This window comes from Kitasatospora sp. NPDC059577 (assembly GCF_042735475.1).
In the GTDB taxonomy this organism is placed as follows: Bacteria; Actinomycetota; Actinomycetes; order Streptomycetales; family Streptomycetaceae; genus Kitasatospora.
This window is the reverse complement of record NZ_JBHWBZ010000003.1, coordinates 182867-197780: the sequence shown is the minus strand read 5'-3', so window position 1 is coordinate 197780 and position 14914 is coordinate 182867. Positions and strand designations below refer to the sequence as shown.

Annotated in this window: 15 protein-coding genes; 5 read left to right on the top strand and 10 right to left on the bottom strand. The window is 73.2% G+C overall.

Going from position 1 to position 14914, the window contains the following annotated elements; translation table 11 throughout:
- Positions 1–106: 106 nt before the first annotated feature.
- A complete protein-coding gene (locus ACFV0O_RS04820; RefSeq protein WP_380336395.1) occupies positions 107–859 on the bottom strand; it encodes a hypothetical protein in 753 nt (250 codons plus the stop codon).
- 476 nt (positions 860–1335) lie between these two features.
- Between ACFV0O_RS04820 and ACFV0O_RS04815 the strand changes: the two genes are divergently transcribed.
- Positions 1336–2445 carry an IS630 family transposase gene (locus ACFV0O_RS04815; RefSeq protein ID WP_380336392.1) on the top strand — a complete coding sequence of 370 codons (1110 nt, stop codon included), beginning with the start codon at positions 1336–1338 and terminating at the stop codon, positions 2443–2445.
- Here ACFV0O_RS04815 and ACFV0O_RS04810 read toward each other — a convergent pair.
- Genes ACFV0O_RS04810 through ACFV0O_RS04800 form a run of 3 tightly spaced genes read right to left on the bottom strand, consistent with a single transcriptional unit; the run spans position 2400 to position 3896 of the window.
- On the bottom strand, positions 2400–2834 hold the full coding sequence (locus ACFV0O_RS04810) for a GNAT family N-acetyltransferase (RefSeq protein ID WP_380336389.1): 435 nt from the start codon (positions 2832–2834) through the stop codon (positions 2400–2402). The genes ACFV0O_RS04815 and ACFV0O_RS04810 overlap by 46 nt on opposite strands.
- 43 nt (positions 2835–2877) lie before the next feature.
- Complete coding sequence (locus ACFV0O_RS04805) at positions 2878–3279, bottom strand: hypothetical protein (protein ID WP_380336386.1); 402 nt, start codon at positions 3277–3279, stop codon at positions 2878–2880.
- Positions 3276–3896, bottom strand: a complete 621-nt coding sequence (locus ACFV0O_RS04800) for a hypothetical protein (protein ID WP_380336383.1) — start codon at positions 3894–3896, stop codon at positions 3276–3278. Before ACFV0O_RS04800 ends, ACFV0O_RS04805 begins: the two co-directional genes overlap by 4 nt.
- Before the next feature lie 439 nt (positions 3897–4335).
- Here ACFV0O_RS04800 and ACFV0O_RS04795 point away from each other — a divergent pair, with 439 nt between their 5' ends.
- Complete coding sequence (locus ACFV0O_RS04795; protein ID WP_380336380.1) at positions 4336–5331, top strand: phosphatidylinositol-specific phospholipase C; 996 nt, start codon at positions 4336–4338, stop codon at positions 5329–5331.
- A gap of 146 nt (positions 5332–5477) precedes the next feature.
- On the opposite strand, the gene ACFV0O_RS04790 is transcribed toward ACFV0O_RS04795, so the two are convergent.
- The 3 genes from ACFV0O_RS04790 to ACFV0O_RS04780 all read right to left on the bottom strand — a co-directional run bounded on the left by ACFV0O_RS04790 (position 5478) and on the right by ACFV0O_RS04780 (position 9294).
- Entirely contained in the window at positions 5478–6212 is a 735-nt protein-coding gene (locus tag ACFV0O_RS04790) for a hypothetical protein (RefSeq protein ID WP_380336378.1), read from the bottom strand.
- A gap of 159 nt (positions 6213–6371) precedes the next feature.
- Positions 6372–6911, bottom strand: coding sequence for a PadR family transcriptional regulator (locus ACFV0O_RS04785; protein ID WP_380336375.1), 540 nt, complete (start codon positions 6909–6911; stop codon positions 6372–6374).
- A gap of 340 nt (positions 6912–7251) precedes the next feature.
- Positions 7252–9294 (bottom strand): FAD-dependent oxidoreductase, encoded by a 2043-nt coding sequence (locus ACFV0O_RS04780; RefSeq protein WP_380336372.1) that lies wholly within the window; start codon positions 9292–9294, stop codon positions 7252–7254.
- A 276-nt stretch (positions 9295–9570) separates the two neighbouring features.
- Here ACFV0O_RS04780 and ACFV0O_RS04775 point away from each other — a divergent pair, with 276 nt between their 5' ends.
- Positions 9571–10806, top strand: a complete 1236-nt coding sequence (locus tag ACFV0O_RS04775; RefSeq protein ID WP_380336369.1) for a monooxygenase — start codon at positions 9571–9573, stop codon at positions 10804–10806.
- Between the two features lie 46 nt (positions 10807–10852).
- Here the strand turns inward: ACFV0O_RS04775 and ACFV0O_RS04770 are convergent, their stop codons facing one another.
- Entirely contained in the window at positions 10853–11428 is a 576-nt protein-coding gene (locus ACFV0O_RS04770; RefSeq protein WP_360250906.1) for a TerD family protein, read from the bottom strand.
- 329 nt (positions 11429–11757) lie between these two features.
- Here ACFV0O_RS04770 and ACFV0O_RS04765 point away from each other — a divergent pair, with 329 nt between their 5' ends.
- Entirely contained in the window at positions 11758–12051 is a 294-nt protein-coding gene (locus tag ACFV0O_RS04765; protein WP_380336366.1) for a hypothetical protein, read from the top strand.
- A 155-nt stretch (positions 12052–12206) separates the two neighbouring features.
- On the top strand, positions 12207–12737 hold the full coding sequence (locus ACFV0O_RS04760; protein ID WP_380336363.1) for a hypothetical protein: 531 nt from the start codon (positions 12207–12209) through the stop codon (positions 12735–12737).
- On the opposite strand, the gene ACFV0O_RS04755 is transcribed toward ACFV0O_RS04760, so the two are convergent.
- Together ACFV0O_RS04755 and ACFV0O_RS04750 are read right to left on the bottom strand one after the other, a co-directional pair.
- A complete protein-coding gene (locus ACFV0O_RS04755) occupies positions 12725–14284 on the bottom strand; it encodes a glycerol-3-phosphate dehydrogenase/oxidase (protein ID WP_380336360.1) in 1560 nt (519 codons plus the stop codon). The genes ACFV0O_RS04760 and ACFV0O_RS04755 overlap by 13 nt on opposite strands.
- The gene (locus ACFV0O_RS04750; RefSeq protein ID WP_360250894.1) at positions 14281–14898 is read right to left on the bottom strand and encodes a TetR/AcrR family transcriptional regulator; all 618 of its coding nucleotides are present in this window, start codon (positions 14896–14898) and stop codon (positions 14281–14283) included. The genes ACFV0O_RS04755 and ACFV0O_RS04750 overlap by 4 nt, the downstream gene beginning before the upstream one ends.
- Positions 14899–14914 lie beyond the last annotated feature (16 nt).

Genomic DNA, 14914 nt, shown 5'->3' with positions numbered 1-14914 from the left:
CTTGGGGGCCTCAAGCTCCCCGGGGTCGGGGGTGGGCCGGGGGGGCGCCGCGCCCCGGGCGCCCCCCCACCCCCGCCCACGCCCCCCACGCCATGCCCCGCTCCGCCTACCGGTTGTCGGAAGCCGGCCGCGCGAGGGCCAGCCCGGCCCACCGCTCCCGCTCCTGCTCGTGACTGCCGACCGCCGTCGCCCGGGCCACCGCCACGGCCCCCTCCGACAGCCCTTCCGACAGCGCCTCCGGCAGTCCTGCCGACGTCCCCGCCGGTGCACCACCGCGGGCCAGCAGCGTCAGCGGCCACACCGGAGCACCCGACTGCCCACCGTCGAAGGCGTGCCACTCCCAGGCCGCGTCGAACCGCCAGGCCCGCCCGTCCCGGTCCGCGAGTTCATCGCCCGGTTCGAGGAACGCGTACGGGCGGAACAGCAGGTCGATCCTGACCGGCTCACCATCCGCGGGGTCCAGCGCGTAGCACTGGTCCTCCAGTTCGGGGTCGTACTCCTCCCCCTGCGGCAGGACGTCGAGGTAGCACGCGGGCCGCGGCAGCAGACCGGTGACCAGGGGAGGATCGTAGTGCGCGACCGACCCGACGTGCACCACGGTCGCGGGGATCCCCACCAGGCAGGCATCGCCCACCGCCAACCCGGACTCCGGCGGCTCCGTCCGGAAGACCTCCCACTCGTGGGCCTCCGGCAGCGGCAGCGCCCGCTCACCGTTCCACCGGTACCCCTCCGCCTGCGGATCCACCGCCAACCACGGGCACCGCACGACGACGTGGCAGCGGGAGACCCCGGTGACCGTGGTCTCGGTGAACGGGCACTCCAGCCGCAGGACGTCGCCGGGGCGGTAGTCGTGACTCATGGCCCGCATTCTGCCCGCCTCCACCGACACGTCACGGCTGGGGCACCCAGGCCGGACAGCGCCTAGTGCTGCTCCGCGGAAGTTCGTTGAGGGGTGTTGATCAGGCGGCCAGTCCAGTGGGGTAGAGGTCGCCCGCGCAGTCGAGGGCTTCCTCCGGGGGCCGGCGGGCAGTCCGCTGGGCAGGATGTTGTCCTTGTAGCTGTCGCTGCTGGCGAGGTAGAGCGCGAAGCCCCAGGTGTGCAGCACGCCGGTGAAGCGAAGGCGGCACAGAGGGAGGCTGTGCCCACTGGGCAATTCGGCTGCTACGTAGGCGAATCCGGCGCGGAAGCGGACCGTGACGGCGTCCACGTGTGACCACCGCTCGCGGGCGTGACGGTTCAGACGCTGGCGCAGGTGGTGCTGCACCGATTCCGGGAGGGTTCATCGGCACGGCCCCAACCTGCCGGGTGCGGCACGGGCTCGCCATGATCTTGGTCGTGAAGGGTGGGCAGCGGACGGGGACGGCGGTCACGGTGGCGCTGGAGACAGAGGTCTGCGAGCGGTTGATGAGGACGGCGGCTTCGGCGAAGTCCGAGGCGCGGGCGGTTCTGCGGGCCAAGATCGTGCTCGCGGCTGCGAACGGCATCGCCAACGGCGCAATCGCCCGGGAGCCGGACGTCAGCGTGAACACGGTGCGCAAGTGGCGTGGGCGGTTCGCGGCCCAGGGCATGGACGGCCTGCGCGATGCCCAGCGGTCGGGACGGCCGAGATCGTACGGACCCGAGGTGCGGGTGGCGATCGTGGCCACCGCGACCAGCATGCCGCCACATCCGGAGGCGACCTGGTCCCATCGAGCCATCGCCCAACGGGTGGCCGGCACGTGCTTCGCGCCGGTCTCCGCCTCCCAGGTCGGGCGGATCCTGGCGGATCTGGACCTGAAGCCGCACAAGGTCCGCGGCTGGCTCACCCGCCGGGACACCCACGACTCCTGGCAGCGCGCCGCCGCCGTGTGCGCCCTCTACCTGGACCCGCCCGAGGGCGCGGTGATCCTCTCCATCGACGAGAAGACCGCGATCGCCGCCCGCTCGCGCCGCCATCCCGGGCGGCCTGCGCGTCCGGGTGAGCCCGTCCGGCAGGAGTTCGAGTACCGGCGCCACGGCACCGCCTCGCTGGTGGCCGCCCTGGACGTCCGCACCGGCGAGGTGCTCACCGAGGTGATCCGCCGCAACGACGCGGCGACCTTCACCGCCTTCCTGGACCAGCTCGACCTGGCGATCCCACCCGGTAAGGAGATCCACGTCGTGCTCGACAACGGCTCCTCACACACGGCCAGGCACACCGAGACCTGGCCGGCCGCGCACCCGCGCCGGCACGTCCGCTGGCCCCGCCGCACGCATCCTGGCTCAACCAGGTCGAGCTCTTCTTCTCCGCCCTCACCCGCCGAGTCCTGCGGCACGGCGATTCGCCAGCCGCGACGACCTGATCGACAAGCTGGAGACCTACGCGATCGCGCACAACGAGACCGCCAAGCCCTACCGGTGGACCTACGAAGGCAGCCCGCTCAAAGCCGCATGAGCCCCGCGGCGGTCGGCCGAAATCCGCACTGACCGTAGAAGGACTCCAGGTGCGGCTCGTAGTCGACGTGCAGCCACTCGGCACCGCGTGCCCTCGCCTCCTCGGCAGCCGCCCTCACCAGCCGCATCCCGAGCCCCTGCCGGCGCTCATCCGGGTGCACGGTCGTATCCAGGACGAAGGCATGCGCACCGCCGTCGCCGACGACGTTGACGAATCCGACCAGCCGGTTCCCTCGACGCGCTGCGATCCAGGTCAGACTGCGGGCCAGCATCGGCGCGAAGGAGGTCGACCTGTGAGCCGGCCACGACGCGCTGAACAGCTCGTTGAGCTCGGCATCCGTCAGCTCAGGACACACCACCAACACCTCATCGCCGGCCTGCGACGAATCACTGATCATCATGTAGAGCAGCCTGTCATGCATCCACGGCTGTGATCACCCCTCAACGGACTTCCGCGGAGCAGCACTAGCGTTCGGTGCCCTGGTGGATCCGCTCGATGACGGAGGCGAGAAGCTTCGGGTCCTTGCCGACCGCCCTGACGGTGATCACGTACGTGTCGTCGAACCAGACGCACGCCGTGTCGCTGTCGCCACTCACGTAGGCGGGGTCGGAGCAGTACATCGTTCCCGGCAGCGAGGTCGGGACCTGCTTGCCCGGGTGCAGCGTGTCCGACCTGGCCGCCTCAGTCTGCGACTCGGCGAACGTCCGCTGGAACGTCATCGTCGACTCGGCGAGGACGACGGTCCACCGCGCCGTGTGGTCGTCGCCCGCCAGCACCAGGTCCGTGAAGTCGTCGGGGATGCTGCCGTACGCCGCCACCGACGGGTTCTCCATCCCGTCCCGGGTGAGCGAGGCCCGGTACTTCACCCAGTCGCTCTCGTTGCTCGCCCTGCGCTGCTCGCCCTCCACGGAAGCCGGCAGGACGGGGGCCGAACCGACCGACGGGGACCCGCCGAGGAAGTGGATGCCGAGGGCGACCAGGCCCCCACCACGACCAGGACCGCGACGAGGAGGCCGGCGCCACCGCCCTTGTGCACGTTGTTCACTCGGTTGTCGTGGTGCACGTCCCCGCCGGCGACGATGTTCCCCACCCCCACCGCGGCCTGCCCGGGACCGCCGACGGAAAACCCGTCCCCGACGGTGACCGTCGTCGGTGCGGGCGGCAGCGGAGGTACCGGCGGCGCCGGCGGCGCCTCGACCGGTCCCAGGGCCTGCGCCCAGCGCTCCGCCAGCGACTCGGCCAGCCCGGGGTGAAGGCTGAGCAACTCGCCCACCGCCTCCGCCAGGTCCTGCCTCGCCGCGTCGTCCCGCGGCGCCGCCTCGGCCCGCTCGGCCGCCCGCGACCAACGCGGCAGCTGCCCGAGCCCCTCCCGCACCCAGCCGACGGCCTCGGCCCCCAACGCCGTCCCCGCCGCGCTGCCGGCCGCCTGCACCAGTGCCGCCACCACCACCGCCACCAGGTCGGTACCGTCCCCCGTGCTCATCCTCAACCCCCAGTCACGACAAGCGATTCGCCGTCCCATGTGACAGCAGCCCGTCAGGACCGGACCGGCCGGTGCGAAAGGAGACTGAACCGCAACCGGACCGGTCGCACCCACCCCGACCGCGGCCCACGGTCGCGCGCTCGGTCGGAACCGACCGCCGAAGCGCTCCCTTCCGGCCTCCGGTCGTGTCCGCCCCCGACTCCTTCGCCCGCCCCGCACTCGTTCCCGTTCCCGCTCCCGCTCCCGCTCCCGACCCACCGCGGCGGCATCCGATGTGCCGTCCGGCGTGACAGCTGTTCATCAACCGCGGGGCCGGGTAGGACCGGAGGGGAACCGGTCCGCAGCCCGCCCCGCACGGTGAACCCGCCGATGCCGAGGACGCGTTGGGGCCCGGGCAAGGCACGACCCGGCCGACCGGGACGACCGAAGGAGCCACACCATGGGCATCGCACGTCGTGATCTTCTCAAGTGGGGTGCGGGGTTCGGCGGCGCCGTCGCCCTGGGAGGCGGACTCGTCCTGCCGACCGCCGCCCGGGCCGCCGCGCGCACCACCCCGCGCGGGCTGCCGACCGACGGCTGGATGAGCCGCCTCGACGGGAACCTCTCCCTGCTCGACCTCACCATCCCCGGCACCCACGACTCGTGCTGCGAGAACCCCGCCTACGGCACCGAGTGGTCACACACCCAGAACTGGGGCATCCCACAGCAGTTGGAGGAGGGCGTCCGCTTCCTCGACATCCGCTGCAACGGCCTGCAGGGTGCCCCCGACGAACTCGGGATCTACCACTCCGACAACTACCAGCACCTCCGCCTGCAGGACGTGCTCGACCGGTGCCGGACCTTCCTGCAGGCACGCCCCGGCGAGACCGTCGTGATGCGCCTCAGGAACGAACGGTCGGGCGGACAGGCGCTCGGCGACGACGAGTTCATGCGCCGGATCGACCACTACTTCGACGGGCTCGGCTACCGGGACCTGTTCCACCTCTACGGCTGGCCGACGCTCGGCGCCGCCCGCGGCAAGGTCGTCCTGGTCGCCGACTTCGCCAACCCGTGGGGTCTGATCGGCTGGTCCAGCGGCCAGAACGAGTACTTCGACACCCAGGACGCCTGGCAGATCGGCGGCATCGACCCGCTGGGCACGAAGGGGCAGTACATCGTCGCCCAGTTCGACAAGGCCCGCCTCAACCCGGGCCGTTCGACGATGTTCGTCAACTTCCTCAGCTACGCCGGTGGTTACTGGCCGAAGGACAGCTCGCAGCGGCTCATGGACCGCAGCATCTACCCGTACCTGAACGCCCGCACCCAGCAGAGCGGACGGTTCGGCATCGTGCCGATGGACTTCCCGGACTTCCACGTCAACGTGCTGCAGATGCTGATCGACCAGAACGTCGTCCCGCCGGGTGTCCACCGCGTGCCCGCGGCGGGGCCACGGTGATCCCGTCCGGCGCAGGCCCGGTGGGGCGGGCCCACTGATCCGGCCCGCGCCCGACAGGCCGGTGCCGGACGAACGGGCCGAGACGGCCCGGGCGTTCCCGGAGGTCTCGTCGACGGCGGCCCTCCCCGTCCCGCACCGCCCGCCGCTCAGACCTTCATGTCCTGGGTGGCGGCGACGGTGGGCGGGGTGGTGCTGCCGGCGGTGGTGCCGAGGGTGCGCTCGACCTTGGCCACCGCGGTGCGGTACTGCATCGAGGCGGTCTGCGCGGAGGCGCCCTCGCGTTGGAAGTAGCCGAAGGCCATGGCGACCGTGCCGAAACGCTCGATGCCGATGAAGGCGTTGAGCGGGACACCGTCCAGGGTGCCGTCGAGGCGGACGGCGGGGGCGTCCTGGCGGTCACCGAGCGTGACCGGCGTGACGGTGAAGGTCACCGTGTCCCCCATGCCGGCGTTGAACGTGATGGTGTGACAGCTCCGCAGGGCGTCGGCCACGGAGTTGAAGTCGGCGGCGAGCTGGTCGGGAGCCTCCGCGGCAAGGGCCTCGGTGACCATCGGATTGCCGTCCGGGCCGTCGAGTTCGGTCTCGGCACGCGGGTTCGCGAGGCCGGGATGGGTCGCGTGCATGTTGACCAGGGCGCTGAGCGCGTCGCAACCGCTGACCGGGCTCGGGCTGTCGTCCGGGCCGGGGCTCTGGGTCGGGCTCTGGGACGCCTCGGTGAAGTCGGGGCCGAGGTCGGCCGCAGTGAGCAGGGCCGATCTCAGCTGGTCGGCGGACGGGAGGTCCTGGGCGGGCGCGGCCGACGCCAGGTGGGCCGGGCCCAGGGCGACCGCCGCGACGACGGCCGCGGCGACGACGGCGTGGAGAGGCCTCGGAAGGGACATGCGGGCCCCCTGTCGAGAGTTCGGGCAGGGACAAGGCAACCAGTGTCCCACCGGGGGCCGGACGCGGCGCGCGGGACTCCCGTCCTTGCAGGTCAGAGCGCTGGTCCCGGCGGAGTCCGGGCCGGGTGGGCCCGGGCTGCCGCCGGTGCCGGGCGAGGGTCAGGTGCGGTCCGGGGAGAGGGTCCCGAGAGTTTCGGCGAGCCACTCCACCCAGAAGGTCTCCAGTCCGATCCCGGCCCGCAGCACCGCGTGCTGGAGCCGGTTCTCGGCGTCCGCCCTCTCGGCCGGGAAGTCGCGCCGCTCGATCTCCAGGTAGTCGGCCAACTGTGCGCGGTGCAGTGTCAGATGGCGTTCCAGTTCGGCCGCCAGACCGTCCGTGCCGACCACCGCCGCCGCCCGCAGCCGCAGCAGCAGCGGCTCCCGCACCGCGCGCGGCGCCGCGCCCTCGGCCGTCCAGCGGACCAGTTCCGCGCGGCCCTCCGGCAGGACCTCGTACTCCTTCTTCTGTCCGCGTACCGGTCCGTCCGGCTGGAGGGCCCGGATGTGTCCGGAGGCCTCCAGCCGCCCCAGCTCGCGGTAGATCTGCTGGTGGGTGGCGGGCCAGAAGAAGCCGATCGACTTGTCGAACCGCCTGGTCAGCTCCAGCCCCGACGACGGCTTCTCCAGCAGGGCGGTGAGGATGGCGTGCGGCAGCGACATGCCGACGATCCTAGAGGCGCAGCGGCCGGCCCGACCGTCGCGGCCACGTCCGCCCGGGACGGCAGTGCGCGGGCCCGGCTGCGGCAGCGGCCCCGGCCGGGCCATGAGCGGGGCTCATGCAGCACGGCCATGAGCGGAGCTCACGGGATGGACAAATGAGCAGATCACATGGCCGCGCACATGAGCACCTCTCATGGCCCTACCCCATGAGCAACTCTCATCGCGCGCCCATGAGCAACTCTCATCGCGCCCGCCCATGAGCAGGCCTCATGGACGCGCGCATGAGCAGGCCTCATGGACGCGCGCATGAGCAGCTCTCACGCGCGCGTCCCTGATCCGCTCAGAGCGCGGCGGCCAGCTCGGTGCCCTGCTTGATGGCCCGCTTGGCGTCCAGCTCGGCGGCCACGTCGGCACCGCCGATCACGTGCACCGACAGGCCGCGCTCGTGCAGCGCCTCGTACAGGTCGCGGCGCGGCTCCTGGCCGGTGCAGAGCACCACGGTGTCGACGGGCAGCAGCCGGCTCTCGCCGTCCACGGTGATGTGCAGGCCGGCGTCGTCGATCAGGTCGTAGGTGACGCCGGGGACCATCACCACGCCGCGGTGCTTGAGTTCGGTGCGGTGGATCCAGCCGGTGGTCTTGCCCAGCCCGGCGCCGACCTTGCCGGCCTTGCGCTGCAGCAGGTGGACGCTGCGCGGGGGTTCGGGGCGCTCGGGGGCACGCAGGCCGCCGCGCTCGCGGTACTCCGGGTCGATGCCCCACTTCGCCCGGAACACCGGCGGGTTGAGGCTCGCCTCGTCGCCCTGGTCGGTGAGGAACTCGGCCACGTCGAAGCCGATGCCGCCCGCGCCGAGGATGGCGACCCGCTCGCCGACGGGCGCACCGTCGCGCAGCACGTCAAGGTAGCCGACCACGCTGGGGTGGTCGATCCCCGGGATGTCGGCGGGGGTCCGCGGGGTGACGCCGGTGGCGAGGACGACGTCGTCGTAGCCCTCCGCGGCCAGTTGCCCGGCGGTGGCGGTGGCGCCCAGGCGCAGTGTGACGCCCAGCTCGGCGAGCCGGGTGCGGTAGTAGCGCAGCGTCTCGTCGAACTCCTCCTTGCCGGGGATGCGCCGGGCCACGTCGAGCTGTCCGCCGATCGCGTCGGCGGCGTCGTACAGGGTGACGTCGTGGCCGCGCTCGGCGGCGGAGACGGCGAAGGCGAGTCCGGCCGGTCCGGCACCGACGACGCCGACCCGCTTGCGCACCTTGGTGGGGGCGAGGACGAGTTCGGTCTCGTGGCAGGCGCGCGGGTTGACCAGGCAGGAGGTGATCTTGAGGCTGAAGGTGTGGTCCAGGCAGGCCTGGTTGCAGCCGATGCAGGTGTTGATGGCGTCGGCGCGGTCGTCGCGGGCCTTGGCGACGAAGTCGGGGTCGGCGAGCAGCGGGCGGGCCATCGAGACCAGGTCGGCGCTGCCCGCGGCGAGCAGGCCCTCGGCGATCTCGGGGGTGTTGATCCGGTTGGTGGCGACCAGCGGGATGCCGACCTTGCCCATGACCTTCTCGGTCACCCAGGCGAAGGCGCCGCGCGGCACCGAGGTGGCGATGGTCGGGATGCGGGCCTCGTGCCAGCCGATGCCGGTGTTGATGATGGTGGCGCCGGCGGCCTCGACGGCCTGGGCGAGCCGGACGACCTCGTCCAGGGTGGAGCCACCCGGCACCAGGTCGAGCATGGAGAGGCGGTAGACGATGATGAAGTCCTCGCCGACCCGCTCGCGGACCCGGCGGACGATCTCCACCGGGAAGCGCATCCGCCGCTCGTAGGGGCCGCCCCACTCGTCGTCGCGGTGGTTGGTCGCGGCGACGACGAACTCGTTGACGAGGTAGCCCTCGGAGCCCATGATCTCGACGCCGTCGTACCCGGCGCGGCGGGCGAGTTCGGCGCAGCGGGCGAAGTCCTCGATGGTCTGCTCGACCTGTTCGGCGGTGAGCTCGTTGGGCACGAACGGGCTGATCGGGGCCTGGAGGGCGCTGGGGGCGACCAGGTCGGGGTGGTAGGCGTAGCGGCCGAAGTGCAGGATCTGCAGGGCGATCTTCCCGCCGGCCTCGTGCACCGCGTCGGTGACCGCGCGGTGCTCGTCGGCCTCCTCCTCGGTGGTCAGCATCGCGCCGCCTTCCCAGGGGCGCCCGGCCTCGTTGGGGGCGATGCCGCCGGTGACGATCAGGCCGACGCCGCCGCGGGCGCGCTCGGCGTAGAACGCGGCCATCCGCTCGTAGCCGCCGGGGGCCTCCTCCAGGCCGACGTGCATGGAGCCCATGATCACGCGGTTGGGCAGGGTGGTGAAGCCGAGGTCGAGCGGGCTGAGCAGGTGCGGGTAGCGGCTGCTGCCGGGGGTGGCGCTCATCGACGTCTCCTGGGGCGCGGGCGGGGTGTCGTGGTTACCGCAGGGTAGGGGACGGGTCTCGCGATATGCAACTAGTTGCATAAACGCTCGAGGAGCACCGAGACCACCGAGGGGCCCACCGGAGGGGCCCACCGGAACCGAGCAGCCCCGCCGCTCCGGAGGGACACCCACGGGCCCGAAGCGGCCGAACGCCGGGCGGACCGTGGGGCGCCCGCGTATCGTCGTGTTCCGGACATCGCGGGCTCGGGAGAGGGGGCGGCCGTGCGAGGTGGCTCGGTGGCCGTGGTCGGGGGCAGCATCGCCGGGAGCGCGTTCGCCGGGGCCGCCGCCCGGCTGGGCGCGGAGCGGGTCGTGGTGCTGGAGCGCAGCCCGGGCCGGCTGGAGGACCGCGGCGTGGGCATCTGCACCCACAACGACCGCTTCGACGAACTGGTCCGCGCCGGGCACCTGGCGGCGGACACCCGGCGCCACCGCCTCACCGTCCGCCGCTGGGTCACCCGGGGGCCGGCCGGCGGGGGCGACGGCCCCGACGGACGCGGGCGGGTGCTCTGGGACCAGCCGTTCCCGTTCCACTCCCACCACTGGGCCGGGCTCTGGCAGGCCCTGCGCGAGCGGACGCCCGCGCGGGTCGAGTACCGCCTGGGCACCACCGTCACCGCGGTCGGCGGCGACGACGACGGCGCCTGGACCGAGGACGCCGACGGCGGCCGCCACCCGTACGACCTGGTGATCGGCGCGGACGGCTACCGCTCGGTGGTCCGCGCCGCGGTCTGCCCGCAGGCCGCGCCCGAGTACGCCGGGTACGTGTGCTGGCGCGGCAGCTACGACGACGCACTGCTCGCCGGACTGCCCGGCGGGGCCGCGGTCTGGCCGGAGGAGGAGTGCATCACCGTCTGCTACCGCGGCGGGCAGGTCGTGATCTACCGCATCCCCGGTCTCGACCCCGGCCGCACCCAGGTGAACTGGGTCTTCTACGCGCCGACCCCCGCCTGGCTGCGCCTGGACGGCCCGACCAGCATCCCGGCGGGCACCCTCACCGACGGCCGGCTGGACGACCTGCGGCAGCTCGCGGAGCGACACCTGCCGCCGTACTGGGCCGGGCTGGTCACCCTCACCCCGCGTGAACGGACCTTCCTGCAACCCGTCTACGACCTGGCGGCCCCGCACCGCACCGCCGGGCGGCTGCTGATCGGCGGGGACGCGGCCACCGTCGTGCGCCCGCACAACACCAGCGGAGCGGTGAAGGCGCTGCAGGACGCGCACGCCTTCGAGCAGGCCGGTCGCACGGCCGGCTCCTGGCCGGCCCTGCTCGCCACGTACGACCGCGAACGCAGCGCGGCCGGGCGGGAGTTGGTGGAGCTGGGCCGGACCCTCGGCCGGGCACAGGTCACCGGGGCACCGGACTGGTCGACCATGGACGAGCCGGCGATGACCGCCTGGTGGCAGCACCAGCTCACCGGCGGCGGGGGTTTCGGCGGCCACGCGCTCGGACGGACCGAGCGCTCCTCGTGACCACCGAAACCCGGCCGGACCGCGTGCCGCGGCCGGGCGCCGTGGATCAGACGTTGACGCCGTAGTCGGTCGCGATGCCGCGCAGGCCGGAGGCGTAACCCTGGCCGATGGCACGGAACTTCCACTCGGCGCCGTTGCGGTACAGCTCGCCGAAGACCATCGCGGTCTCGGTCGAGGCGTCCTCGCTCAGGTCGTAGCGCGCGATCTCCTGGCCGTTGGCCTGGTTGACGATCCGGATGAACGCGTTGCGGACCTGGCCGAAGTTCTGCAGCCGGGCGTCGGCGTCGTAGATCGACACCGGGAAGACCACCTTGGCCACGTCGGCCGGCACCCGGTCCAGGTCGACCTTGATCTGCTCGTCGTCGCCGTCGCCGCCACCGGTCAGGTTGTCGCCACTGTGCTCGACCGAACCCTCGGGGCTGCGAAGGTTGTTGAAGAACACGAAGTGCTGGTCCGAGATCACCTTGCCGAGCGCGTTGCACAGCAGCGCGCTGGCGTCCAGGTCGTAGTCGGCCCCGGTGGTGGTGCGCACGTCCCAGCCGAGACCCACGATCACGGCGCTCAGACCGGGCGCCTCCTTGCTCAGCGAGACGTTGCCGCCCTTGGCCAGCGAAACTCCCACAATGCCCTCCTCGATCTCTCCCTGCGGACGAATCTACAACACTGTAGAGATCACGAGGATCCGTCTACAGGTCGGCTCCGCCCCGGGAATTTGTCCGGGGCCCTTTCAGGGGCCCCACCGGGAACCGATCGCGGCGGCCCCGGTACCGGGCGGGCCGCGCGGCCTTCCGGGCGCCGGGGCGGTGCCACCGACCTAGACTGTCGGTGGGTCCCCCCGGTTCCCCCGGTTCCCCTGCATCACCGGTTCCCCCGATTTCCCGGTTCCGAATCCCGGTTCCCCGGTTCCGAATCCCGGTTCCCCGGTTGCGGCGCCCCCGAGGGAGGTTCGCCATGCGCCATCGGTACAGCTTCCACGTCGACCAGGGCGGACACTCCGTGACCGTCAACGTCCGCTCCGGCTGGATCACCGAGACCGAACTACTGGTGGACGGCAAGGAGTGTGGCTTCCACCGCGTCCGGGGGCACGGCAGCTACCCGCTGACCCTCGCCTCCCAGCTCGCCGAGGAACCGCCCCGGCCGCTCACGGTCACCCTGGACCGCACCGGCACGGCCGAGCACCCGCTCTCCTGCGTCCTGGACCTCGCCGGCGCCGCCCACCCCATGCCGGAGAAGACCGCCCGCTGACGCCGCCCGCCGGGCCGCCCGAGCGAGCGGTTTGCCCTGGAATGCAGGGAAACCTTACGATCGCCCGTCCGCCTTCCGCCGTCCCGCCGCTCCGGGCCGCCCGCACCCTGCGCCCGCACCCACACCCACACCCTCCTCCCGACGAGAGCCTCCGCATGACCTCCCCCACGTCCCCCGCCTCCCCCACGTCCCCCGCCACCCCTACCGCCCCGGCCGCCCCCGGCGTCTTCGACGACCTGCTGCGGGAGGCGATGACCGGTGCCGAGCGCTTCGGGCACCGCGAGCACGTCCGCCTCACCTGGCTCGCCGTGCGCCGGCACGGGGCCGCCGCCGCCCTCGACCTGATCGGTGACGGCATCCGGCGCACCGCCACCAGGGCGGGCGCGCCGCAGAAGTTCCACGTCACCATGACCCGGGCCTGGGTCGAGCTGGTGGCCCACCACGTCCACGCCGCACCGGACTCCGCGAAGGCCGGGGACACCACGGAGCGCGAGCACGCCGAGGGGACCCACGGCCCCGAAGGAACCGACGGCTTCGAGGAGTTCGCCGCCCGCCACCCCGAGCTGCTCGACAAGGGGCTGCTCACCCGGCACTACCGGCCCGGAACGCTCGCGGACGAGCGGGCCCGGACCGGCTGGGTCGAACCGGACCTGGCCCCCTTCCCCCGGGCCGATCAGTCGTCCTGAGCCTCCGCCAGGATCGCCCCGACCGCCTTGCGCGCACGCTCCGCGTCCCGCGTGACCAGCCCGATCCGGGTACGGCGGTCGAGCACGTCGGCGACGTCCAGCGCGCCTTCGTGGGACACGGCGTACGCGATCTCGGCGCGCGTCACGTCCAGGCCCTCGGCGACCGGCGCCAACTCCCCGGCTGCCAGCACCTCGTGGGCGGTGCCGCCGTGCCGGGCGAGCAGTGAGGCGGGCACCCCGCGCGGGGGCAGCGGACGGCTGTCCCGGTGGCCGGGGGCGCCGACCAGCGGAAGCCGGGCCGTCCAGCAGGCCCGGGCGGGCAGGCCGCGCAGTCGGACGGCGGCGTCCACCGCGTCCTCGGCCATCCGGCGGTAGGTGGTGAGCTTGCCGCCGACCACGGTGACCACCCCGGACGGGGACTCCAGCACCGCGTGCTCACGCGAGATGTCCGCGGTGCTGCCGCCGCCGGTGTCGATCAGCGGGCGCAGCCCGGCGTAGGCGCCGAGCACGTCGGCCCTGGTCAGTGCGGTGGCGAGAGCGGCGTTGACGGTGTCGAGGAGGAAGGCCAGCTCGGCCTCGGTGGGCTGCGGCTCGTCCGGGATCGGGCCCGGGGCGTCCTCGTCGGTCAGGCCGATCGCGATCCGGCCGAGCTGCTGCGGCAGGGCGAACACGAAGCGGCTGGTCGAGCCGGGCACCGGCACGGTGAGGGCGGCGGTCGGGTTCCCCAGCATCCCCGCGTCCACCAGGACGTGGGTGCCGCGGCTCGGGCGCAGCGTGATCGAGGTGTCCACCTCGCCCGCCCAGACGCCGGTGGCGTTGATCACCGCGCCCGCCCGGACGACCATGGCCTGCCCGGTGAGCACGTCGACCAGCCGGGCGGAGGTGCCGGTCACCTCCTCGGCCCGCACCCTGGTCAGCACGCTCGCGCCGTACTGCGCGGCGGTCCGGGCCAGGGCGACGACCAGCCGCGCGTCGTCGACGAGTTGGCCGTCGTGCGCGACCAGCGCGCCGCGCAGGCCCGCGGTGCGCACCCCCGGCACCAGCCGGCGGGTGCGGGCGGCGTCGATCCGGCGCACCCGGGGCAGGACCGCCGCCGGCGTGCCGGCGCTGATCCGCAGCGCGTCCCCGGCGTGGAAGCCCGCGCGGATCAGCGCGCCCTGCCCGGGGCGCAGCAGGTCCGGGAGCAGCGGCACCAGTTGGGGCAGTGCGCGGATCAGGTGCGGGGCGGTGCGGGTCATCAGCACGCCGCGCTCGACCGCGCTCTCCCGGGCCACCTTGATCCGGCCGGAGGCGAGGTAGCGCAGCCCGCCGTGCACCAGCTTGGAGCTCCAGCGGCTGGTGCCGAAGGCCAGGTCGCGGGACTCCACCAGCACCGTGCGCAGGCCGCGCGAGGCGGCGTCCAGGGCGGCGCCGGCGCCGGTGACGCCGCCGCCGATCACCAGCAGGTCGATGTGCGGGTCGTCGCCGAGCGCCTCCAGCTCCAGGGTGCGGCGTGCGGCGTTGAGTCGGCTCGTCCCCGCGAAGGGGCCGACGGCGGGCGTCGTCATGGGGCGAGGTATCCGTTCAGCGCTCTGGCCAGTTCGCGTCGCCAGGCCGGCTCGGGCAGCAGGGAGGCGACCATGCGGTGCGACTGGACGGTGGACTGGGCGATCAGCAGGACCATGGCGGCCAGTTCGAGCGGCTCCCCGGCACGGATCGAGCCGTGCGCCTGGCCCTGCTCGATGCCGCTGCGCAGTGCCTCCAGCAGGCCGCGCTGGCTGGCACCGAGCCGCTCGACCACGTACTCGAGCAGCAGGTCGGAGTCGTCGGAACGCAGCAGCGCGCCGAGCACCGGGTGGTCCCGCAGCCGGACGGAGACCTCGACGACCCGCTCCACGAAGGTCTCCCGGTCCTGGACGTCCAGTGCGGCGCCCTCCATGGTGGCCAGGATCTCCCGGGTGAGCAGCGCGCCGATCACCGCCCGGACGTCCGGCCAGCGCCGGTAGACGGTCGGCCGGCTGACCCCGGCGCGGCGCGCGATCTCGGCCAGCTGCGTGCGGCGCACGCCGAGGTGGACGAGCAGGTCGGCGGCGGCGTCCAGGATCGCGTCGTCGGTGCTGCGGGGCCCGGGCGTCGCGGGCGGCTCGGCTGCGGTCGCCGGCTCGGCGTTACTACTTGACATGATGTGTGAAACTGTA

What these genes read in the sequence shown, in the direction of transcription:
- ACFV0O_RS04765 (WP_380336366.1), top strand. Translation starts at nt 11,758, where the DNA reads ATGCGCCATCGGTACAGCTTCCACGTCGACCAGGGCGGACACTCCGTG.
- ACFV0O_RS04785 (WP_380336375.1), bottom strand. Translation starts at nt 6,911, where the DNA reads ATGTCGCTGCCGCACGCCATCCTCACCGCCCTGCTGGAGAAGCCGTCG.
- ACFV0O_RS04810 (WP_380336389.1), bottom strand. Translation starts at nt 2,834, where the DNA reads ATGCATGACAGGCTGCTCTACATGATGATCAGTGATTCGTCGCAGGCC.
- ACFV0O_RS04755 (WP_380336360.1), bottom strand. Translation starts at nt 14,284, where the DNA reads ATGACGACGCCCGCCGTCGGCCCCTTCGCGGGGACGAGCCGACTCAAC.
- ACFV0O_RS04780 (WP_380336372.1), bottom strand. Translation starts at nt 9,294, where the DNA reads ATGAGCGCCACCCCCGGCAGCAGCCGCTACCCGCACCTGCTCAGCCCG.
- ACFV0O_RS04800 (WP_380336383.1), bottom strand. Translation starts at nt 3,896, where the DNA reads ATGAGCACGGGGGACGGTACCGACCTGGTGGCGGTGGTGGTGGCGGCA.
- ACFV0O_RS04790 (WP_380336378.1), bottom strand. Translation starts at nt 6,212, where the DNA reads ATGTCCCTTCCGAGGCCTCTCCACGCCGTCGTCGCCGCGGCCGTCGTC.
- ACFV0O_RS04795 (WP_380336380.1), top strand. Translation starts at nt 4,336, where the DNA reads ATGGGCATCGCACGTCGTGATCTTCTCAAGTGGGGTGCGGGGTTCGGC.
- ACFV0O_RS04820 (WP_380336395.1), bottom strand. Translation starts at nt 859, where the DNA reads ATGAGTCACGACTACCGCCCCGGCGACGTCCTGCGGCTGGAGTGCCCG.
- ACFV0O_RS04760 (WP_380336363.1), top strand. Translation starts at nt 12,207, where the DNA reads ATGACCTCCCCCACGTCCCCCGCCTCCCCCACGTCCCCCGCCACCCCT.
- ACFV0O_RS04750 (WP_360250894.1), bottom strand. Translation starts at nt 14,898, where the DNA reads ATGTCAAGTAGTAACGCCGAGCCGGCGACCGCAGCCGAGCCGCCCGCG.